This is a genomic window from Desulfococcus sp. (assembly GCF_041737845.1).
In the GTDB taxonomy this organism is placed as follows: domain Bacteria; phylum Desulfobacterota; class Desulfobacteria; order Desulfobacterales; family Desulfococcaceae; genus Desulfococcus.
Map to the genome: position 1 here is coordinate 39,476 of NZ_JBGSQX010000087.1, position 20,489 is coordinate 59,964.

Consider the following 20,489-nt stretch of genomic DNA (forward strand, 5'->3'; position numbering starts at 1 on the left):
CCCGGGACGGAAACCCAGGAGGAAAACCATGATCCGGAAAGCGATGATACTTGTGGTGTTGAGCATGCTGGGGGTCGCCGGCCCCCTGCGGTCGACCGGGCTCGCGGAGCAGCTCAATTACCGCCTCAAATGGCTCTTCAACACGAGCGTCGTGGGGGATGTCTATGCCGACGCCCACGGGTATTTCAGTGCCGAGGGACTTTCGGTCGCCGTCAAGGCCGGCGGCCCCGAGCGGGACGCCATCCGGGAGCTGGAGCTGGGCTACGCCCAGTTCGGGGTCGCCTCTGCGGACCAGGTCATCCGGGCACTGTCCAAGGGCGCGCGGGTCGCGGTCCTGGCCCAGATTTTCAATATCAATCCCCTCCAGTGGATCTACCGGTCGGAAAAGCCTCCCATCCACGCCCTGTCGGACCTCAGGGGCCGCGTGATCGGAATCACTTACGGCGGCAACGATGAAACCATCATGAAAACCCTCCTCGCAAAGGCCAATCTCACGGAAAACGAGGTCTCCTTTTTCAGCGTCCGGTATGACTTCACCCCGTTCTACACCGGCAAAACCGATCTCTGGCCGGTCTACCGCAACGCCCAGGGCCCCATCCTGACGAAAAAGCTGCGGGAAGGCGGCGAGGCCGTGTCCTTCCTGAACCCGTCGGATTTCGGGGTCAATTTTGTGGCAAACTCCGTCGTGACCTCCGAGCGGATGATCCGGGACAATCCGGACCAGGTGAAACGGTTCACCCGGGCGCTGCTTGCGGCGTGGCGGGACGCCCTCGACCCGAAAAACGCCGGTAAGGCCCTTGCGACCCTCGAAGGATACGACAAGGAAACCGCCCCGGACATCCGGCGGGAGCAGCTCGACATCACCCGAGGCATGATCCTTCACCCGCAGACCGGAGCCGTGGGCGGAATCGATGTCGAGGCATGGAAACAGACCGAGGCGATCATGCTCGAACAGAAGCTGATCCCGGCGCCCGTATCCGTGGACAGGGTATTGGCCCCCCGGGAATGACCGCAGGGGCAGGCCCCTGTCCCCGCACCGGGCAACCACGGGGGGTTGCCCCTACGGACCCACGGTGTGGAGCAGCCGGGCCGCGTCCACCGGACGTGCGATCAACTTGTGCGCGAGGGCGAAATCCGCAAAGGCCTGCCACCGCTTCGGGTCGTGGGCCTGGCCGGCTGCGAAATAGGGCAGGGTGAGGCGGAAGGCCTCGGATTCCGTCTTGGGATCCGCCTCGGGGACCTCCTTGAGATACTCCTGGAACGCCTTTTCCGGGTCGGCCCGCATCTGAGAGATGGCCGCATCCACCGCGCGGACGAATGCCGCAACCTTTTCGCCCTTCAGATCCAGGGTCTTCCGGCTGCAGACAAAGATCAGCTCGTCGTAATCCGGGATGCCGTGCTTCTCCAGCTCGAAATAGCCGACATCGTATCCCCGATGGCGCATCTCGACCGTTTCATAGGTCTTGAACGGCCCCATGACGGCGTCGACCTTGCCGGCCGCAAGCGACTGGACGATGGCGAACCCCACATTCACCGGCGTATGATCGCGGACCCCGTTTATGGCGGCAAAGGCTTCGAGCATCACGTCCATGAGGCCCGGGACCGTGTAGCCGATGCGCCTGCCGGAGAGATCCGCCGGGGTCTCGATCCCCTTTCCCCTGAGAAAGAGGATCGTCGTGAGCGGATGCGCGATGAGCCGCCCCACGGCGGCGACGTCCAGGCCGCGGGCGGCGGCGATCACGGTCTGGGGCGTATAGGAGACCGCGATATCCACGTTTCCGGAAGCTGCCAGTTTCAGGGCGTCCGAGGTCTCGGAAGGGCTCACGATCCGGACGTCCAGCCCCGCCTTCTCGAACAGCCCGCGGTGGCGGGCCACATAAACCGGCAGATGGTCCACATTCGGGAACCAGTCGAGCATCAGGGTGATCGTCTCCGAGGCGGACGCCGCAGGAGAAATCAGCAGAACGGCGGCGGCGAGCCATTTGATCCATTTTTTTTTCATCCATGCCTCCTCATCTTTTTTCGTTGGGATGGTATTGAGCGCTTCTTCCAAAAAATCCGGAGTCCAGGTTTGTCATGTCGGTTCCTTCCACCGGATCACCCGCCGTTCGATGACATCCACGATCAGCCGCAATCCCAGCCCCATGGCGGACAGGTAGAGGATGGCAGCGAAGACCAGGTCAACCTGGAGCCGGGCGTTGGCCTGGATCATCAGGTAGCCCAGCCCCTGCTGGGCCCCGACCCATTCGCCGATGACGGCGCCGATGGTGGCCACGGAAACCCCGACCTTGAGACCGGTGAAAAAACCGGGCAGGGCAAAAGGCCAGTGGAGCATCCGGAGCGTCTGCCAGAAGCCGGCACCCATGAGCCGGAAAAGGATCCGATATTCCCGGTCGCAGTTCTTGAAGCCGTCCAGAAGGCTCACCGTGATCGGGAAAAAGATGATGACGGCGGCCATCAGCACCTTGGAAGCGATGCCGTACCCGAACCAGACCACCAGAAGCGGGGCCACGGCGAACACGGGGACGGCCTGGGAGGCCACCAGCAGCGGCGTCAGGGACCTTTCGACGGTCCGGTGAAAGAACATGGCCACCGCTGTCGGTACGGCCACGAGCACCGAGAGCAGGATCCCCAGGAGGATCTCCAGGAAGGTTGCGCCGGCGTGGGCCAGGAGAAGGGGGGCCTTGTCGACGGCCACCCTGAAAATGGCGGACGGCGGCGGAAGAATGAAGTCGGGGACGCCCAGGTACCGGCATGCCGCCTCCCATCCCAGCAGGAAGGCGGCGATGAGACCCAAGGGCGCGGGATTACAGCGTCTCATGGCTCAACTCCAGGTCCAGGCGCGCCAACACCGCCGTTTTGGATCGGATGAGCCCGGGATCGTCGGGTCGACGGGGTTTCGGGGTTTCGAGACTGTGGCGCTGGAGGATCTTCATGGGCATCTTCGAGAGGACCAGGAGCTCGTCGGCCAGAAGCAGGCCCTCCTCGATGTCGTGGGTGATCATGACCAGGGTTTTTGCGAACTCCCGCTGAAGCGCAAGAAGGAGGCCGTGGAGGCTGCGCCGCGTGATGGCGTCCAGGGCGGAGAGGGGCTCGTCCAGCAGCACCAGCTCGCGCTCGGACATGAGGGTCCGGACCAGGGCGCACCGCTGTCGCATCCCGCCCGATATCTCACCGGGCAGGTAGGCCTCGAACCCCTCAAGCCCCATCCGGCGAAAGAACGCCCCGGCCCGCCTCCGGGAGGCGCCCGGGTCCGCTCCCGCGATTCTGGAGGGCAGGAGGGCGTTGTCCATCAGCGAACACCAGGGCAGGAGAAGGTCCTTCTGCGGCATGTAGGCGCCGACCGCCCCCAGATGGGGAAGGGGATCCCCCATCCACGACAGGGTGCCCGAATCCGGGGGCACCACGCCCGTGAGGAGATCGAAAAGGGTCGTTTTGCCGCAGCCAGAGGGGCCGATCAGGACCGTAACCCCCCCGCGGGGGACCGTCAGATCGAATCCCTCCAGGACCGTAAGATCGTCAAACCGTTTGGACAGGTGTGAGATGGCAAGCATGGACGGCTCCTGCGGCATGCGGATCCGCCGGAGCATGGAAAGACGGGGGCTTCAAGGCAGGTTCCACTTTCCTACGCCGGCATGATCCGGATCAGGTTCGAGGGGTCGAGGCCGGGGGCCTCCTCTCAGCCGGAACAGCGGCTCCCCCAGTGTTCAGGTGGTGAACTTTATGTCATCCCCGGAGGCTTGTCAAACACTCTTTGCCGCCGAAAAGGCGTTTCGCGGGCGCGTCCGCCGCGCCGTCACCGGACGGGCCGCGGGGGCCATCACCGCCGAACCTCCCAAAAAAACTTGCTTTCAGCGGCGGGCGCTGGTAAGAATCGACCCATATCCGACTGGGGGTGTTCCGGCATGCCGCCGGAACTGAGATAATACCCTTTGAACCTGATACAGTTCGCACTGTCGTAGGGAAATCGGAGACGGAATCCTCCTTTTGTCTTGTTCAGATATCTCTCCGGCTCCCGCCACGGCATACCCAGACAGACATCACCGGTTCAGAACGGCAAGGGGAGGCTTTCGTCATGCCATCCAAAAATTCGGCGTTTTACCAAACGGACACGCGCAAAACCGCCTACGCGGTGGTCTTCGTCGCCCTGGGCGTGGCGCTCGCGCCCTATACATCCATTCCGCTGGGCATCGCGAGGATCAACCCGACCCAGCATTTCGTGAACATCCTGGCCGCCGTGATCCTGGGGCCGGGATGGGCCGTTTTGATCGCCCTGGTCATCGGGCTCATCCGCAACATGATGGGCGTGGGGACCCTCCTGGCCTTTCCCGGGGGGATGATCGGCGCGTTTCTGGCGGGGATCGTCTACCTCAAAACCCGGAATCTCTACCTGGGCGCGGCCGGAGAGATCGTCGGCACCGGGCTGATTGCGCCGGTGGTGAGCGCGCTGCTCGTGGCCCCGTTTCTCATGGGCAAGGCCATTCCGCTTCTGGCGCTGGTCCCGTCGTTTCTGGGCAGCACCGTCGCGGGATCCATCCTGGGCGTCCTGGCCGTGAAGCTGCTCTCCCGCGCCGACATCATCAAGCTCGGGCCATGACGGGTGAAGCCCCTTTCATCGACGTGCGCGGGGTCCGATACGCCTACCGTGACGCCGGACCCTGGGTCCTGAACGGCATCGACCTCACGGTCCCTCCCGGCGGATATCTCCTCGTCGCCGGTGCCAGCGGCTCGGGCAAATCGACCCTGGCCAGGACACTGAACGGCTTGATCCCCCATTTCCACGGCGGCCGGTTCGAGGGAGAGGTCCGGGTGGGCGGCGTCTCAACCCTGGAGCGGTCCGTGGGGGACCTCTTCGACCAGGTGGGGGTGGTCTTCCAGAACCCCGAGGCCCAGCTCTTCAACCGGACGGTGCTCCGGGAGATCGCCTTCGGCCTCGAGAGCCTGGGGCTTCCGCGGCAGGATATCCGGCGCCGGATCGACGCAATCGCTCAGGAGATGGAGATCGCCCATCTCCTCGACCGATCCCCGCACCGGCTCTCGGGGGGCGAGCAGCAGATGGTCTCGCTTTCGGCCATTGCCGCCCTCCGGCCGAAAATGATCGTCCTGGATGAGCCCTATGCCAATCTCGATGGGGAGAACGCCCGGCGGCTTCGCAAAACGCTTTCGAGGCTGTGGGGCAGGGGCACGGGGATCCTGGTCTGCGAGCACCGGCTTGCGCACACGGCTGCCGACGCCGACCGGATGATCGTCATGGAGGGCGGCCGGAAGGTCCTGGAGGGTCCGCCGGAGGCGGTGCTCCGGGAGGATATGGGTGCCTGCGGGCTTGATCCCCCCGAACCCGGAACGCCGCGCTGGGACGCCTTTCCGGCCGGCCCTGAACCCGGTTTCGAGACCGGCCTCGGAGCCGATCCGCCCCTGGTCGCCCTGGAGAATGTATCCTTCGAACGGGACGGGCGAAGGATTCTCGACAACGTCAGTTTCTCCATCCGCAGGGGGGAGTGCGTCGCCGTCGTCGGCCCCAACGGCGCGGGAAAGACCACCCTCCTCAAGCATTTCAACGGCCTTCTCCGGCCGACGTCGGGTCGCGTGCTGCTGGAGGGGAGGGATATCCGCGGGGAGAAGGTCTCCCGGACGGCCCGCCATGTGGGCATGGCCTTTCAAAACCCCGCGGGCCAGTTCTTCAAGCTGACCGTCTGGGACGAGATCACCGTGGCGGCCCGGGCCATGAACTGTTTCGACCCCGAATGGATCCATGAGCTGGTGCGGATGTTCAGGCTGGAGCCCCTGGCGGCGCGGCCCCCCTACCGCCTGAGCTGCGGCGAAAAAAAGCGGGTGGCCTTTGCGGCGGCCCTTTCGGCCAGGCCGAAGGTATTGGTCCTGGACGAACCGACCTCCGGCCAGGACTGGCATTTTAAAAACGCACTCGGCGGCTTTCTCACCGCCCTGAGGGAAAGGGGCCAGACCGTGGTCCTGGTGACCCACGACCTCTCCTTCGCAGCAAAATACGCCTCCCGGTGGCTCATGCTGAAGGACGGACGGATCGTTTCCGCCGGTGTGCTCCGCCGTTCCGGGGGCGGCACCGCGGGGGAGGGGGACCGTGCTTGATCCCCGGACCAAGCTGATCACCACCCTGCTGGCCGCGGCATTCGTGGGGATATCCGACCCCCTTTTCCTGGTCGCGGCGGAGCTGGGGCTTCTCCTGGCGATGATCGCGGCCCTCGGGTTTTTCAGGGCCTATGTCCGCTGGCTTGCGCTGGTGGTGCCCATGGCCCTCTTCTTCGGCGGAGTGACCGCGTGGTCGGTGACGGCGGATGCCGGCATTCTGGCCGGTGCAAAGCTTCTGACCCTGACGACGGCGGCGTTCATCTTTTTTTCGGCCACCGTCCCCGAAGACCTGGGAAACGCGCTGGTCAAGGCCGGTCTTCCGTACCCGGCGGCGTTCGTTATGAGCACGGCCCTTCAGTTCGTCCCGGTCATCGGCCGCAAGGCCCGCGACGTGCTGGACGCCCAGCGGTCGCGGGGGATCCCCGTGGAGCCGGGGTGGTCGGCCCTCAAGCATTACCCTGCGTTTTTCATCCCCTTGCTCCTCCAGTCCTTTCAACTCGCGGAAGAGCTGGCGGAGGCCATGGAGGCCAGGGGCTTCGGGAGGCCCGGACGCAGTTTTCTCGCGGCGTACCGCCTTACCCTGGTTGACTGGGCTGTTCTCGCGGCGTCCGGGGCGTCTCTTGGCGCGCTGGCCATGATCCAATACAGCCTGCTGCCGTTTTTCTGGCCCGCCGGGGCATCTTTCGGGAAAATCGTGCTTATGATATTTCCGTGGGGTTCATGATTCCCGGCTGAAACATAGACAAAGCCGCCCGGCGTCCACAGAGGAGGAAGCCATGACGATCCGACATCTCGGTGGGATGTTCAAACCGTCATCCATCGCCCTCATCGGCACCGGCGTGACGCCCGGGACGATCGGAAGCGTGGTGACCCGGAACGTCACCGGCGCAGGGTATGAGGGGGACATTTTCCTTGTCGGCGACATGTCGGCCGAGGAAGCCGCCCGGGTGCCCGGCGTCCTGGTTTTTCCGGATATCGCTGCCCTTCCCGGAGCGCCGGACCTCGCGGTGATCCTGAAACCGCCGGAAACCGTTCCCCGGATCCTCCGGGAACTGGGGGAAGCCGGCACCCGGGCCGCCGTCGTCATGACTCCGGGGTTTCCCGAAATCGGCCCCCGGAGATGGCGCAGGCTCCGGCAGGAGATGCGGGATGCGGCGAAACCCCACACCCTCCGGATTATCGGTCCCAATTCCCTGGGGATCATGGCGCCGGTGGCTTTTCTCAACGCCGGCTGCGCCCATATCCAGGCCCTGCCCGGATGGCTCGCCTTCGTCGGTCAGGCCGACAGCATGATCATTTCCGTCCTGGACTGGGCCACCCACCACCGCATCGGATTTTCCCATTTCATCTCCTTGGGGGACATGGCGGACGTCGACTTCGGGGACATGCTCGACTACCTCGCCAACGACCATCACACCCGGGCCATTCTGCTCTATATCGAGACCGTCACCCATGTCCGGAAATTCATGTCCGCGGCCCGCGCCGCTTCCCGAATGAAGCCGGTCATCGTTTTCAAAGCCGGCAGGCACCATGACCGGACGCGGGGAGGCGCTTTCCACGGCGTCACGATGCCGGGGCCGGGATCCGATGCGGTCTACGACGCCGCCTTCCGCCGGGCCGGAATGCTGCGGGTGAGCAATACCCAGGCGCTCTTCGATGCCGCGGCGACTCTGGCCGCCCTTCAAACGGTGGCCGGAGACCGGCTGGGCATCCTCACGAACAGCCGCGGCGCCGGGGTCCTTGCCGCGGACAGCCTGATCGATCAAAACGGACGGCTGGCCGAGTTCAGCGACGAAACCGTGGCCCGGCTCCGCGAAATGCTCCCGGCCGTCCGGTCGCTCCGGAACCCCGTGGACATCGGCGAAGACGCCGGGCCAGACCGATACGGGGCCGCCCTGGACATCCTCCTGGGCGATCCCGGCGCCGATGCCGTTCTGGTCCTCAACTGCCCCCACGCCGTTGTTTCCAGCACCGATTCGGCCCGGGCGGTGATCGACGTCCACAGCGCCAGGCGAAACCCCTATGCCCTGCCCAGCACCCTGCTGACGAGCTGGATTGGACAGGGCGCGTCCGAAGGCCACAGGCGGCTCTTCATCGACCACGCGATCCCTGCCTATGAAACGCCGGACGAGGCCATACGGGCATTCATGCGGATGGTCCGCTACCGCCGCAATCAGGAGATGCTCATGGAAACGCCGCCCAACATTCCGGATGTCTTCACGCCGAGCGACCATGCCGCCCGGAAGATCATCGGCCGCGTTCTCGCCCGGGGCCGTGACCGGCTGACGACACCCGAGGCCCTCGCGGTGCTCCGGGCCTATGGGATCCCGACGCCGGAAACAGGGGGGGCCGTCGGCGCGAAAGGGGAGGGGCTGCAGTGGATCCCTCCGCCCCACACCTACAAACTCATGATCGGCATGACGGAAGACCCGCAGTTCGGTCCGGTGATCCGGTTCGGACACGGCGGAAAGGCCGTCGACGTGATCGCCGACCAGGCTCTGGCCCTGCCGCCGCTCAACCTGCACCTGGCGGGAGAGGTCATGGCCAGGACCCGCATCCTCAGGCTCCTCAAGGGATACGGAGACACCCCGCCGGTCGATCTCGACGCCGTCGCCCTGGCCCTGGTCAAGGTCTCCCAGTTGATCTGCGACACGGCCGAGATCCGGGCACTCGTCATCAATCCGCTTCTGGTCAATGCAACCGGTGTCACCGCCCTGGACGCCGTCATCCAGGTCTCGCCGTCGACCCGTTCACCGGAAGAACGCCTCGCGATCCGGCCTTACCCCAAGGAGCTGGAGGATATCATCGAGGTGAAAGGCGGCGGAAGATTACTGATCCGCCCCATCAGACCCGAGGACGAGCCGGCGTTCTGCGACCTTTTCGCCAGCCTCTCGCTGGAAGAGGTCCGCCTCCGGTTTTTCAGGTACATGAAGCTCATTTCCCACTCGCTGGCGGCGCGCCTCACCCAGATCGACTACGATCGCCAGATGGCTTTCGTGCTCTCGGACATCCCTCCCCACGAGGCGAAACCCCAGATCTACGGGGTGGTGCACGTCGATATGGACCCGGACAACGAAGCCGCGGAGTTCGCCATCATGGTCCGAAGCGACATGACGGGCATGGGGCTGGGCTCCCTGCTCATGCGGCGGATCATCGAATACTGTCGGCGGCGCGGGGTCGCTGAAATCTACGGGGATGTGCTGATGGACAACAAGCCGATGCTGGCGCTGAGCCGGTCCCTGGGATTCCGGGCGGAACTCAGCCGGGATGACCTGGGAGCGGTGGTCGTAAGGCTGCCCCTCTCCGGCGGGTAGGGCGCCCGATCTCTTCCCCCGATTTCTAAAGGACGAATGAAGCGAAACGCAGCCCATCAGCGCAGCCGATCCTTCTGATCGACCCGGCCGCTTTACAGCGTGTAAAAAACGCCGACGCCGCAACCGCCTCCGTTTCCGGAACGCCTGCCCGTCCCCGACAGCCCAGGGTGCGCGGACCTGCGTAAACCCGGCACACCGCCGCGGGCAGGGGGGCGGACGGCACCCTGGCACGAGGATTGCTGCCCTATATTTCCGGACGCCGAACAGATTACCTCAGGGGGAGACATGGCTGTGAACCACACTCAAGGAACCGGCGCAGGCTTCTCATGGGACGCCGTGCGGGGGAAACTCTCGGGGCTGCCTTCCGGCGCCGGCCTCAATATCGCCCACGAAGCCGTGGACCGGCATGCCGCAGGGGCGCTCCGGGACCGCACGGCCTTTCGCTGGATAGGCGAAGCCGGGGAGATCCGCGACATCTCCTACGGGATGCTGAAGCGCCTCAGCAACCGGTTTGCGGGCGTCCTCTCCGCCCTGGGGGTTGAAAAAGGGGAGCGCGTCTTTGTCTGCGCGGACCGGATTCCCGAACTCTACATCGCGGCCATCGGCACCCTCAAGCATGGCGCCGTATTCTGTCCGCTCTTTTCGGCATTCGGGCCGGAGCCCATCTGCCAGCGGCTGATCCGCGGGGATGCGCGCGTCCTTCTGACCACGGGCCGGCTGTTCCGGCAGAAGATCTCCCCCCTGATGCCCAGGCTTTCCGGCCTGAGGCACGTCATCCTGACCGACGATGCCGCCGACGGCGCCCTCTCCTGGCAGCAGCTCATGGAAAGCGCTTCCGACGACTATGCCATCCGGCCGACCGACCCCGAGGACTGGGCCTTGCTCCATTTCACCAGCGGGACCACCGGCATGCCCAAGGGCGCGATCCATGTCCACGGTTCAGCCGTGGTTCATTATGCCACGGGGGCCGATATCCTGGGCCTCGTGGCAGAAGACGTTTTCTGGTGCACCGCCGACCCCGGATGGGTGACCGGCACCATTTACGGCATCATTACGCCCCTCATCATGGGCGTCACCAGCGTCATTGACGCCGGCCCCTTCGACGCTGCCCGATGGCTTCACATCCTGGCCTCCCAGGGCGTGACGGTCTGGTATACATCGCCCTCGGCCATCCGGCGGCTGATGCGCCTCTCTCCCGAAGAGGTCCGCCGGCAGGATGCAGGCCGCCTCAGGCATATCCTGAGCGTGGGCGAACCGCTGCCGCCCGACGCCGTCCGGTGGGGCCGGGAGGTCCTGGGGCGAACCATCAGCGATACCTGGTGGCAGACGGAAACCGGCGGCATCATGATCGCCAACAGGCCTTCCATGCCCGTCCGGCCGGGTTCCATGGGAAAGCCCATCTCCGGCGTGACCGCGGTGATTCTCCGGAGGACGGGACCCGGGACGGTCGCCGTGATCGAAGAACCCGATACCGTGGGAGAGCTGGGGCTCGCTGCCGGATGGCCGTCCATGTTCCGGGGGTACCTTGGCGAGCCCGAGCGCTACGCGCGGTGCTTCTCGGGCGGATGGTACCTGAGCGGGGACCTGGCGCGGCGAGATGCCGACGGGTATTTCTGGTTTGTGGGAAGAGGCGACGACATCATCAAGACATCGGGTCAGATGGTCGGCCCCTTCGAGGTGGAATGCCTGCTCCTGTCCCATCCCATGGTGGCCGACGCCGGGGTGATCGGCAAGCCCGACCCCATGATGGGGGAGGTGGTCAAGGCCTTCGTGGTGACGAAACCGGGCATTCGCCCAGACGATGACGCCCGCCGCGAGCTGATCGCATTCACCAGGAAAAGCCTGGGCGCGGCCATCGCGCCCAGGGAGATCGAATTCACGGACGTCATTCCCAAGAACCGTGCGGGAAAGGTCATGCGGCGTCTCCTGAAGGCGCGCGAACTGGGGGAGCCCCCGGGAGATATATCGACTTTGGAAGAAGGCTGAAGGCTGGAGACTGAAGGGTAGAGGCTGAAGGCTGAGGGCGAAGGCAAGACGGTAAGGATTCTTCCCTTCAGCCTTCAGCCTCTAAAAAAAGGAGCATTCCATGACGATTCGAAACCTCGAAAAACTGTTCAGACCGGCTTCCATCGCCCTGATCGGGGCCAGCGAAACCCCGGGAACCCTGGGGAGCGTGGTGACGCGGAACGTTCTCGGCGCCGGGTTCGAAGGGAACATCTTTCCGGTGAACCCGAAATACGGGATGGTTGCCGGCGTGGTGGCCTATCCCGACATCCCGAGCATTCCCGCAGTGCCCGACCTCGCGGTAATTGTAACGCCGCCCGAAACCGTCCCGAAGATCATCGGGCAGTTGGGTGAAAAAGGCACGCGGGCGGCCGTGGTCATCAGCGCCGGATTCATCGAGGGGCGGAGCGAAAACGGCCGGGAGCTCCATCAGGCCATGCTGGACGCGGCAAAACCGTATCTCCTTCGGATCATCGGCCCCAACTGCCTGGGCGTCCTGGCCCCCGGCGCGTTTCTCAACGCCAGCTTCGCCCACATCCACGCCCTGCCCGGGCGGCTCGCCTTCGTGGCCCAGTCCGGCGCCGTGATCGCCTCCGTCCTGGACTGGGCCACCCACCGGCGCATCGGATTTTCCCATTTCGTCTCCCTGGGAGACATGGCGGACGTCGACTTCGGGGACATGCTCGACTACCTCGCGGGCGACAACCGGACCCGGGCCATCCTGCTCTATATCGAGGCCGTCACCCACGCCCGGAAGTTCATGTCGGCGGCGCGGGCCGCGGCCCGGATGAAACCGGTCATCGTGGTCAAGGCCGGCCGCTACGCCGAGGCGGCGCGCGCCGCTGCGTCCCATACCGGGGCACTGGCCGGGTCCGACAGGGTCTATGACGCCGCATTCCGGAGGGCGGGGATGCTGCGGGTGAGCGACATGCAGGCCCTTTTCGACGCCGTCGGCACCCTTTCCGTCACCCAGTCGGTGCAGGGCGACCGGCTGGCCATCCTCACCAACGGCGGGGGGGCGGGCGTGATGGCCACCGACACCCTGATCAGCAAAAAAGGGCGGCTCGCCCCGCTGGCCGAGGGGACCCTGGCCCGCCTGAGCGAGATCCTTCCGCCGACCTGGTCCCACGGCAATCCCGTGGACATCGTAGGCGATGCCGCCGGAGAGCGGTATGCCGCCTCCCTGGAGGTCCTCCTGGACGATCCCAGCACCGACGCCGTCCTGGTGATCAACTGTCCCACGGCGGTGGCGTCAAGCTCCGAGGCGGCCCAGGCGGTCATCGATGTCTACAAGCGCAAGTCCAAGCACGTCGCAAAGCCCCGGAACCTTCTGACCGCCTGGATCGGCGAAGGCCCGGCGGCAGGGTCGCGGAAGCTCTTCACCGACAACGGGATCCCGACCTATGAGACGCCTGACGACGCTGTCCGGGCCTTCATGCAGATGGTCCGGCACCGGCACAGCCAGGAGATGCTGATGGAAACCCCGCCCAACGTTCCTGACGAGTTCAAGCCCGACAGGCAGGCGGCGAAAACCGTCATCGCCAAGGCGCTCTCGGAGGGGCGGGAGTGGCTCACGGGGCCCGAGGCCGAAGCGGTGCTCGCCGCCTACGGGATTCCCGTCGCCGGGACCCGGACGGCTGAAACCCCGGAGGAAGCCGAGCGTGCCGCCGCCGCCATGGGGGTGCCCGTGGTCCTGAAAATCCTTTCCCGGGACATCCCCCACAAATCCGATGCCGGCGGCGTCGTCCTGGACCTCGAAACGCCCGAGCGGGTGCGCGAGGCGGCCGCTGGAATGGCGGGGCGCATCCGCCAGGCCTTCCCGGATGCGGCCGTCGAGGGTTTCACCCTGCACCCTTTCATCCATAAGCCCCATGCCCGCGAACTGATCATCGGCATGATCGAGGATGCCCAATTCGGTCCGGTCATTCTTTTCGGCCACGGCGGAACCGCCGTGGAAGTCATCGACGACCAGGCCCTGGCCCTGCCGCCCCTGAACATGCACCTGGCCCTGGAGGTAATGTCCCAGACGCGCGTTTTCAGGCTTCTCCAGGGATACCGGGGGACGCCTCCGGCCAACCTCGACGCCCTGGCCCTCACCCTGGTGGAGGTTTCGCAGATGGTCTGCGACCTCCCGGAGATTTCGGAGCTCGACATCAACCCTCTCCTGGCTGACAGCGACGGGGTGATTGCGCTGGACGCCCGGATTCGGGTGGCGCCCGCCGCGGGTGACCCGACCGATCGTCTGGCCATCCGCCCGTACCCCAAGGAACTGGAGGAGACCATACACCTTCCGGACGGTCCCGAACTGATGCTGCGGCCGATCCGTCCGGAGGATGAACCGGCCTTTCACGACCTTTTCGGGCAGCTCTCCATGGAGGAAATCCGGCTGCGCTTTCTGCATTACATGAAGATCCTCTCCCACACCCTGGCGGCCCGCCTCACCCAGATCGACTATGACCGCCAGATGGCCCTGGTGCTGACCGATCCGCCGGGCGCGGGGAACGGGCGGCAGCTTTACGGGGCGGTTCGGATCAGCGCGGACCCCAACAACGAGCGGGCGGAATTCGCCATTCTGCTGCGGGGCGATATGGCGGGAGTCGGCCTGGGGCCGCTGCTCATGCGGCGGATCATCGATTATGCCAAGCGGCGCGGCATCCGCCAGCTCTACGGCGACGTTCTCGGGGACAACAGATCCATGCTGGCCCTGGCCCGGGCGTTCGGGTTCAAGGTCAGGCCCGACCCGGAAGACCAGGGGGTCATGCTCATCACCCTCGATCTGCCCGGCAGATAAAAAACCAGGCGCGGGTTATGGAATGAGGATTGATGAACCGGTCGTCCTGCGCCCCTCCAGGTCCTGGTGCGCGCGGGCGGCCTCGGCCAGGGGATACCTCCCGCGGACCTCGACGGCAACCGCCCCCCGGCCGACCACATCAAACAGGTCCCCGGCATGGGCCAGGAGGTCCTCCCGGCGGGCGGTGTAGGTCATCAGGCTGGGCCGCGTCAGAAACAGGGATCCTTTTGCCGCAAGGATCGACAGGTCGATGGGCGCGACCGACCCGGACGACTGGCCGAAGGAGACCATCATCCCCATGGGCCGAAGGCAGTCCAGCGACTTCATGAAGGTGGCCCGGCCGACGGAGTCGTAAACGACGTCGACGCCCCGGCCGCCCGTGATCTCCCTGACCCGCGAAGGGAAATCCCCGGTGGCGTAGACAATGGGATGGTCGCATCCGTTCTCCCTGGCCAGGCGGGCCTTTTCCTCGGATCCGACAGTGCCGATCACCGTGGCGCCGATGTGCCTGGCCCACTGGCAGACGATGAGCCCCACGCCCCCCGCGGCCGCATGGATGAGGATGGTGTCGCCGGCCCTGACCGGATAGCACCCCCGGAGGAGATACCGGGCGGTCATGCCCTGGAGCATCATGGCCGCCGCCGTTGCGGAGGGGATGGCCTCGGGAAGGCGGATGAGCAGCCGGGCGGGGATCCGGCGCTTTTCGGCATAGGCCCCCGGCGGCGGGCCGGCGTAGGCGACCCTGTCCCCGACGGCGACCTCGGTCACGCCGTCGCCCAGGGCTTCAACAATGCCGGCCCCTTCCATACCGATGATCGCAGGGAGCCCGGGAAGGGGATAAAGCCCCGTGCGATGGTAGACATCGATGAAATTAAGCCCGACTGCCTCGTGGCGCAGCAGGACTTCGCCCGCATCGGGAGCGCCCGGATCCACCTCCTCCCAGCGCATCACCTCGGGCCCGCCGGTTTCATGAATGACGATCGCCCTGGTCATCTCAACCCTCCTTTTGAATGCATTTCGGGGTCAGATAGAAAAGGCATCCGGCAAGTGTGGCAAGCTGGATAAAATCCGTTTCGGGGATGGGTATGCCCAGCCGATCCTGGAGCCGGGTCGCGAAGTTCAAAAAATCCACGGAGCTGAACTCGAACTGGTCTCGGAATTTAGCGCTCGCTTCGAGTCTGACCAGGTCCGCTTCCGGGGCGATTTCCCGGATAACCGCGAGGATGACCTCTTTCAGTTCGTCTTGCGTCATAATGTTCTCCTTTTGAGAAATATTGAAAGAAGGCTCTATGGGTTTAGACTGAAGGCTGAAGAAAGAGAGGTTACGTCTCTGCCTTCGGTCTTCAGCCTTCAGCCTTCGGTCTTCAGCCTCCGGTCTTTCTTCATCAGAACATCCAGCTCGACGCCGTCGATGATCTCCTGTTGGATGAGGACGGACGCCAGATGTTCGATCCGGGGCCAGTGTTTTTCGACGAGCATCTCTGTTTTGGCCGATGCATCGCGGATCCAGCGCTGGATACGCTTTTCCAGCACCGGCAGAAAGATGGCGCTATCGACATGGTGCCTGAGGGTGTCCACATGCACGAATCCGATCTCGTCGTCCATGCCAAGCTCGGCAATGGCCGCGTAGGCCATATAGGTGGCCTGTTCGAGGTCGTTTCCCGCGCCGCTGTCCATCCCGCCATGGCCGAACTGCCGGATCTGGGCGATCCTCCCGGAGAGCATGACGCAGATGTTGTTGAGGATCTCCTCCCGGCTGATGTTGTCCTCGAAATCCTCGCCGCTGTAAGCGACAAAGCCCAGTGTGCGGGAGCGGGGGGTGATGGTCACCTGTTCGATCTTGATGTGGGGCAGCAGCATGTAGGACAGAACCGCGTGGGCCGCCTCGTGCACGGCGGTCTTCCTGAGGTCCTCCTCGATGTTCCGGATATGCTTTCTGTCGAGCTTCCGGCCGTATTTGATCGTGTTGATCTGGTCGATGAGGATCTCTTCGGTGATGCAGTCGAGGTTGTTGCGGATGGCGTAAAGGGCCGCCTCCTGGCCGATCCGTTCGAGTTCGTATCCGCTCATTCCCGATATATAGCGGACGACCTTGTCGACATCGATCCTGCCGTCGTTGGGCTTTTCGAGGATCTTCTCGATGAAGAACCTTCGGGCCTCCCGGTCGAGTTCAGGCACCTCGACGGAGATGTCGATGCGGCCGGGGGAGACCAGCTCCGGATTGACATCCTCCCGGTTCTGGGCGGTCACGACGGTGAAGACGAATTCGCCGGGATCGGACGGCAGGGCCTCCAGCTCCATCAGGATCTGCTCCACCGGGATGGGAGTCAGGGTGCCTTCGACCACCCCCTTGATGTCGATTTCATCCAGAAAGACGATGGAGGGTGCGTAGATCCGCGCCTTCTGGTAGACCTCCCGGATGAAATTGGGGTCGAAGAGGTCGCTTCCGGACGCATAGACGTAAGGCAGGTTGACCTCCCTGGCAAAGGCTTTTCCCAGGAGGGTCTTGCCGACCCCCGCCGGCCCGCAGAGAAGCATCCCTTTGGGCATGGCGATCCCGAAGGTCTTGATCTTGTCGGTCTTTTCCAAAATCGAAATGATCTCCCGAAGGTGTTTTTTGACCGGTTCGTGGCCGGCGATGTCCTCGAATCCCGTCGCGGAGAATTTGATCTCGGGAAGGTCGTCCTGGAAGAGGGGCTTGGACGGCGGAAGCTGTTTGAGGGCGACGCGCGCCAGGGTGAAGGTCACGTCGTCTCCGGTGCTTGCGGTATCCCAGCCGAGTTCGACGGTTTCATTCCGGATGAAAAGCTGCTGGGAATGGACGTCGCTCATCCGGTAGTGGCGGATCAGGAAGGCCCCGGCCGCTTTTCCGATCCTGAAGACGGCCTGTTTCGGCGGGGGGTTGCCGTCGCGGATATACTGGGTGACCTGGCCTAAGATCAGGTCCGGCAGGCGCTTGCGGATGCGGCGCATGTTCATGTAGGGGGTGAAGGAGAGGACGAGAAGCTTGACCATGGGCAGGAAATTTTCGAAGACAAGTTCGATGCCCGTGGTTTCGGAGAAATGCCGGGAAAGGGTCTTCAGTGCCTGCTTTCCGATCCTGACGATGGCGTCCAGGGAGAGGCGCCGGAAGATGACCAGGTAGGTCTGCGACATGATCGAAAGGAGCCGGGGGGAGATGACTGGCTGGATGGTGTCCATGGACATCCGCTTCTCTTTGGATATGGCGTCCATGATGAGCGACTGGGCCTGGAGGCGGTTCTCCCGGGCGGTCTCCATGAACGACCGGCTCTGATACAGGGCGCCGCCCAGGGTCGAGGTGAAGATCACCAGGACCTCCCGGCAATCCAGGCCGGTCTCCTCCGGATCGCCGGTGAGAATGTCCAGAAGCGCGGACTGAAGGCGCACGTCCGCCTTTTCGATCTCGTGGAACAGGAGGATCGACCGGGGGTGATTTCTCAGAAACACCATCAATTCCCCGTCCTGACCGCCGTCGTATCCGATCTGCCCCAGGAGCCTGGCCTCATCCTCCGGCGTCGTGTACTGCCCCATGTCGAACTGCCGGAACGAGGGATAGTCCGACGCAAGGGTCGCCAGACAGCAGGCCAGATAGGCCTTGCCGACAAATGGCGGGCCGAGGAAGGTGAAGATGGCTTTGGGTGGGGCCTGAACAGGCTTGCAGGCCAGTTGGATCAAGGCGTCGATCACTTCGTCGATGGCGTCGTCCTGATCATAGACGAGCTTTTTCAGCTTCTGTCCCAGAAGCTCATATTTCTGAAATATATTGTCCCGCGCCTCCGCTGGCTTCATGAGGCTCCTCCTGTAAAGGGCGTGAGTGGCAATGCGGTGAAGGCCGGATATTTCGATGTCTCAGTCTATCGCCTCAGGAGGGATAAAGGGAAGGAGAAAATGGATGTAAGGTTCGATTTTCCCGTTTCCCGGAACGCCTGCCGCGCCGGAAAGGCGGGAGCGGCCAGGCGGCTGCGGGCGGGGCGCAGGGTTTACATGGCCCCTTCTGTAAGGGACGGGTCCGTGATGATGATAAAAGTTCCCGCACCGGCCGCCCCGGGGTCGAAATCGGGGAAAACGGGGAGGGAGAGGACCGTGACGGTCACAAAGGAGGCGCCGGGCCGGTATTGGACGAGATGCTCCGGGATCCCCAGGCCGTATTCGCTGTGGAACTTCCCGTTGACGTGGAGCGCCAGGGCGCCGGGGCGCCGTTCGAGGGCCTCCGCGAGGCTCCATGCCATGCCGGCGTCCCAGAGCGCCTGGGCATCCAGCATGCGTTCAAAGCCGTCCTGCGGGTTTGTTTCGGCTTCCGGCCGGACGGAAATTTCGTCAGGCGCCGGTTTTTCCGCGGGTCGGTTCGGTACGGGTCCGTGTCCGCCGCCTTCGTCCCGGAGTGTCTCCCAGAAGGCCTTGAATTTTTCACGATACCGATCGGACGGGAGGCCGTAGGGGAGGGGAGGAAGCCACGCCTTGGACGCCCGGGGCAGCCCCTCCAGGGAGGACCGCCCCAGGCGGGCGGCACGGTTGACATGGCGGCCCGGCGCGTTGGCGGCGACCACGGGAACGCCATGGGTCTTCGCGAATTCGATGAGGGGGCGGTAATCGCTCCGATAGGCGGGCCACGGCCGGGAGGCTTTCAGAAAATGGCGCTCGGTGATCAGGTCCGCGAGATACTCGTCCACAACCCCCTGGATGTCACGCTCGAACATCTCCATGGAAAGGAGAAGGTCCCGCGGGGATCGGGGCGCCTGCGCGGAAGCACAGGCCTCGTGAAGGCGTCTCAGGATCTCGAGTTCAAGATGGTGGGCCGCCGGGTTGCCGTGCTCCTCGCCGATGAACACTGCGTCGGCGTCAGCGGCGGCCCGCACGATGTCGTCCATCGTGACGGGGGTGCCGGCTGCGTCAAAGATCCGAAAATGGTCGGGCGTGACCGCGGGCGCCTCGCGCATCCGCATCCCGCCGTGGGGGCGCTGAACCGAGCAGCCGGCGATCAGCGGCAGAAGCCCCAGACACATCAGGAGCGCTGTTGTTTTCATGATCATCCCTCTCCACTTCTTTGATAGACCCGGGGGCCTCGGCAGGACGCCGCCCGCTAGATGATGGGCAGCGCGAAACTGAAAATGGCGCCGGATCCGCATTGGCTCTGAACGCCGATCTTTCCGTTGTGGGCCTCGACGATTTTCTTGGCGATGGCGAGCCCCAGCCCGGTGCTGCTTTCCCCGCCGGTCGGCCGGCTGTCAACCCGCTGAAATTCGCCGAAGAGGCGCTTCTGGTCTTCATAGGGGATGCCCGGCCCCTGGTCTTTGACAAACACCCATGCCGACTGATCCTTCCGCTTGAGAAAAATCTGCACGGGGCTTCCCTGGGGAGAATACTTGAGGGCATTGCTGATCAGGTTGTCGATGACCTGGGTGATCCGGTTGGGGTCGAAGGAGAACGGCGGAATCTCCTCGAGTTCGTCATGAATGGTGATCCGCTTGTTGTCCGCGAGGTGTCTTGCCAGCTCTATCCGCTGCTTCAGGAGTGCGTTGAGGGAGACCCGGAGGTTGCAGATCTTGAGGTGTCCGCTTTCGATGACGGATACATCCAGAAGATCGTTGACCAGAGACAGCATATGCTGGGCCGACTGGTCGATCTTCATCAGCAGCTCATCCGATTTCTCCGGGGATCCCTTGAGATAGCCGGCACGGAGGACCTGGGCGATGCTGATGATGACCGAAAGGGGGTTTCTGAGATCGTGGGCCGCGATTCTCAGAAACTTGTTTTTGATCTGATTGGACTCGTGCAGCCTGTCCTGGGCCTCGACCAGACGCTTTCCGACATCGACACGGCTGCGCAGTTCATTGACATAAAAAGGCTTGGTCAGATAATCGTGTGCGCCGTTGTCCAGAGCGTGGACAATGCCGCTTTTTTCGGTTTTGCTGGTCAGCAGAATCAGGTAGATAAAGCGCTGATCGCCGCGATCCTGCATCCGCCTGCAGATCTCGACGCCGTTGGGCTCCGGCATGACCCAGTCCAGAATGGCCAGGCGAGGAGGATCGTCTGCAGTGAGGGCTGCCCATGCCTCCTCTCCGTTGACCGCTTCAATGATGTCATACCCCCACCTCGTCGCAACGTGTTTGAGATACACGCGGATCGTGGGGTCATCATCGGCGATGAGCAGCTTCATCATGGCTCCTTATGTCTGGAATGAGTCTGTCGGTATAATTTTATTTATACTACACCGGATTTCCGGAATGATCAAGCCCGATGGAAGAATATTTTGT

General features: G+C 64.1%; 15 protein-coding genes and 2 riboswitches. Of the genes, 7 read left to right on the forward strand and 8 right to left on the reverse strand.

Annotated features, from left to right (window positions below; genetic code table 11):
* Nucleotides 1-28 precede the first annotated feature (28 nt).
* On the forward strand, nucleotides 29-1,009 hold the full coding sequence (locus tag ACEW8N_RS09895) for an ABC transporter substrate-binding protein (protein WP_373499649.1): 981 nt from the start codon (nucleotides 29-31) through the stop codon (nucleotides 1,007-1,009).
* Between the two features lie 51 nt (nucleotides 1,010-1,060).
* On the opposite strand, the gene ACEW8N_RS09900 is transcribed toward ACEW8N_RS09895, so the two are convergent.
* The 3 genes from ACEW8N_RS09900 to ACEW8N_RS09910 all read right to left on the reverse strand — a co-directional run bounded on the left by ACEW8N_RS09900 (nucleotide 1,061) and on the right by ACEW8N_RS09910 (nucleotide 3,554).
* Nucleotides 1,061-2,002 carry an ABC transporter substrate-binding protein gene (locus ACEW8N_RS09900; RefSeq protein WP_373499650.1) on the reverse strand — a complete coding sequence of 314 codons (942 nt, stop codon included), beginning with the start codon at nucleotides 2,000-2,002 and terminating at the stop codon, nucleotides 1,061-1,063.
* A gap of 72 nt (nucleotides 2,003-2,074) precedes the next feature.
* On the reverse strand, nucleotides 2,075-2,821 hold the full coding sequence (locus ACEW8N_RS09905) for an ABC transporter permease (RefSeq protein WP_373499651.1): 747 nt from the start codon (nucleotides 2,819-2,821) through the stop codon (nucleotides 2,075-2,077).
* Nucleotides 2,808-3,554, reverse strand: a complete 747-nt coding sequence (locus ACEW8N_RS09910; protein ID WP_373499652.1) for an ABC transporter ATP-binding protein — start codon at nucleotides 3,552-3,554, stop codon at nucleotides 2,808-2,810. The genes ACEW8N_RS09905 and ACEW8N_RS09910 overlap by 14 nt, the downstream gene beginning before the upstream one ends.
* Nucleotides 3,555-3,605: 51 nt before the next feature.
* Nucleotides 3,606-3,712: riboswitch (TPP riboswitch) on the reverse strand.
* A 169-nt stretch (nucleotides 3,713-3,881) separates the two neighbouring features.
* Nucleotides 3,882-3,982, forward strand: a riboswitch (TPP riboswitch).
* Nucleotides 3,983-4,075: 93 nt separating this feature from the next.
* On the opposite strand from ACEW8N_RS09910, the gene thiW reads away from it, so the two are divergent.
* From thiW to ACEW8N_RS09940, 6 genes are all read left to right on the forward strand, one after another.
* Nucleotides 4,076-4,597: an energy coupling factor transporter S component ThiW gene (gene thiW, locus ACEW8N_RS09915; protein ID WP_373499653.1), complete on the forward strand. Its 522-nt coding sequence runs from the start codon at nucleotides 4,076-4,078 to the stop codon at nucleotides 4,595-4,597.
* Nucleotides 4,594-6,105 (forward strand): ABC transporter ATP-binding protein, encoded by a 1,512-nt coding sequence (locus tag ACEW8N_RS09920; RefSeq protein ID WP_373499654.1) that lies wholly within the window; start codon nucleotides 4,594-4,596, stop codon nucleotides 6,103-6,105. Before thiW ends, ACEW8N_RS09920 begins: the two co-directional genes overlap by 4 nt.
* On the forward strand, nucleotides 6,098-6,829 hold the full coding sequence (locus tag ACEW8N_RS09925) for an energy-coupling factor transporter transmembrane protein EcfT (protein WP_373499655.1): 732 nt from the start codon (nucleotides 6,098-6,100) through the stop codon (nucleotides 6,827-6,829). The genes ACEW8N_RS09920 and ACEW8N_RS09925 overlap by 8 nt, the downstream gene beginning before the upstream one ends.
* A 52-nt stretch (nucleotides 6,830-6,881) precedes the next feature.
* Nucleotides 6,882-9,419, forward strand: a complete 2,538-nt coding sequence (locus tag ACEW8N_RS09930) for a GNAT family N-acetyltransferase (RefSeq protein ID WP_373499656.1) — start codon at nucleotides 6,882-6,884, stop codon at nucleotides 9,417-9,419.
* Between the two features lie 285 nt (nucleotides 9,420-9,704).
* Complete coding sequence (gene acsA / locus ACEW8N_RS09935) at nucleotides 9,705-11,405, forward strand: acetate--CoA ligase (protein ID WP_373499657.1); 1,701 nt, start codon at nucleotides 9,705-9,707, stop codon at nucleotides 11,403-11,405.
* Nucleotides 11,406-11,505: 100 nt separating this feature from the next.
* Entirely contained in the window at nucleotides 11,506-14,214 is a 2,709-nt protein-coding gene (locus ACEW8N_RS09940; RefSeq protein ID WP_373499658.1) for a GNAT family N-acetyltransferase, read from the forward strand.
* A gap of 15 nt (nucleotides 14,215-14,229) precedes the next feature.
* On the opposite strand, the gene ACEW8N_RS09945 is transcribed toward ACEW8N_RS09940, so the two are convergent.
* The 5 genes from ACEW8N_RS09945 to ACEW8N_RS09965 all read right to left on the reverse strand — a co-directional run bounded on the left by ACEW8N_RS09945 (nucleotide 14,230) and on the right by ACEW8N_RS09965 (nucleotide 20,395).
* Nucleotides 14,230-15,207 (reverse strand): quinone oxidoreductase, encoded by a 978-nt coding sequence (locus ACEW8N_RS09945; RefSeq protein WP_373499659.1) that lies wholly within the window; start codon nucleotides 15,205-15,207, stop codon nucleotides 14,230-14,232.
* Between the two features lies 1 nt (nucleotide 15,208).
* Nucleotides 15,209-15,466 carry an acyl carrier protein gene (locus ACEW8N_RS09950; RefSeq protein WP_373499660.1) on the reverse strand — a complete coding sequence of 86 codons (258 nt, stop codon included), beginning with the start codon at nucleotides 15,464-15,466 and terminating at the stop codon, nucleotides 15,209-15,211.
* A gap of 98 nt (nucleotides 15,467-15,564) precedes the next feature.
* Nucleotides 15,565-18,024, reverse strand: a complete 2,460-nt coding sequence (locus tag ACEW8N_RS09955; RefSeq protein WP_373499661.1) for an AAA family ATPase — start codon at nucleotides 18,022-18,024, stop codon at nucleotides 15,565-15,567.
* 191 nt (nucleotides 18,025-18,215) lie between these two features.
* Entirely contained in the window at nucleotides 18,216-19,259 is a 1,044-nt protein-coding gene (locus ACEW8N_RS09960) for a ChaN family lipoprotein (RefSeq protein WP_373499662.1), read from the reverse strand.
* A gap of 56 nt (nucleotides 19,260-19,315) precedes the next feature.
* Entirely contained in the window at nucleotides 19,316-20,395 is a 1,080-nt protein-coding gene (locus tag ACEW8N_RS09965) for an ATP-binding protein (RefSeq protein WP_373499663.1), read from the reverse strand.
* Nucleotides 20,396-20,489: the final 94 nt, after the last annotated feature.

What these genes read in the sequence shown, in the direction of transcription:
- ACEW8N_RS09895 (WP_373499649.1), top strand. Translation starts at nt 29, where the DNA reads ATGATCCGGAAAGCGATGATACTTGTGGTGTTGAGCATGCTGGGGGTC.
- ACEW8N_RS09900 (WP_373499650.1), bottom strand. Translation starts at nt 2,002, where the DNA reads ATGAAAAAAAAATGGATCAAATGGCTCGCCGCCGCCGTTCTGCTGATT.
- ACEW8N_RS09905 (WP_373499651.1), bottom strand. Translation starts at nt 2,821, where the DNA reads ATGAGACGCTGTAATCCCGCGCCCTTGGGTCTCATCGCCGCCTTCCTG.
- ACEW8N_RS09910 (WP_373499652.1), bottom strand. Translation starts at nt 3,554, where the DNA reads ATGCTTGCCATCTCACACCTGTCCAAACGGTTTGACGATCTTACGGTC.
- thiW (WP_373499653.1), top strand. Translation starts at nt 4,076, where the DNA reads ATGCCATCCAAAAATTCGGCGTTTTACCAAACGGACACGCGCAAAACC.
- ACEW8N_RS09920 (WP_373499654.1), top strand. Translation starts at nt 4,594, where the DNA reads ATGACGGGTGAAGCCCCTTTCATCGACGTGCGCGGGGTCCGATACGCC.
- ACEW8N_RS09930 (WP_373499656.1), top strand. Translation starts at nt 6,882, where the DNA reads ATGACGATCCGACATCTCGGTGGGATGTTCAAACCGTCATCCATCGCC.
- acsA (WP_373499657.1), top strand. Translation starts at nt 9,705, where the DNA reads ATGGCTGTGAACCACACTCAAGGAACCGGCGCAGGCTTCTCATGGGAC.
- ACEW8N_RS09940 (WP_373499658.1), top strand. Translation starts at nt 11,506, where the DNA reads ATGACGATTCGAAACCTCGAAAAACTGTTCAGACCGGCTTCCATCGCC.
- ACEW8N_RS09945 (WP_373499659.1), bottom strand. Translation starts at nt 15,207, where the DNA reads ATGACCAGGGCGATCGTCATTCATGAAACCGGCGGGCCCGAGGTGATG.
- ACEW8N_RS09950 (WP_373499660.1), bottom strand. Translation starts at nt 15,466, where the DNA reads ATGACGCAAGACGAACTGAAAGAGGTCATCCTCGCGGTTATCCGGGAA.
- ACEW8N_RS09955 (WP_373499661.1), bottom strand. Translation starts at nt 18,024, where the DNA reads ATGAAGCCAGCGGAGGCGCGGGACAATATATTTCAGAAATATGAGCTT.
- ACEW8N_RS09960 (WP_373499662.1), bottom strand. Translation starts at nt 19,259, where the DNA reads ATGAAAACAACAGCGCTCCTGATGTGTCTGGGGCTTCTGCCGCTGATC.
- ACEW8N_RS09965 (WP_373499663.1), bottom strand. Translation starts at nt 20,395, where the DNA reads ATGATGAAGCTGCTCATCGCCGATGATGACCCCACGATCCGCGTGTAT.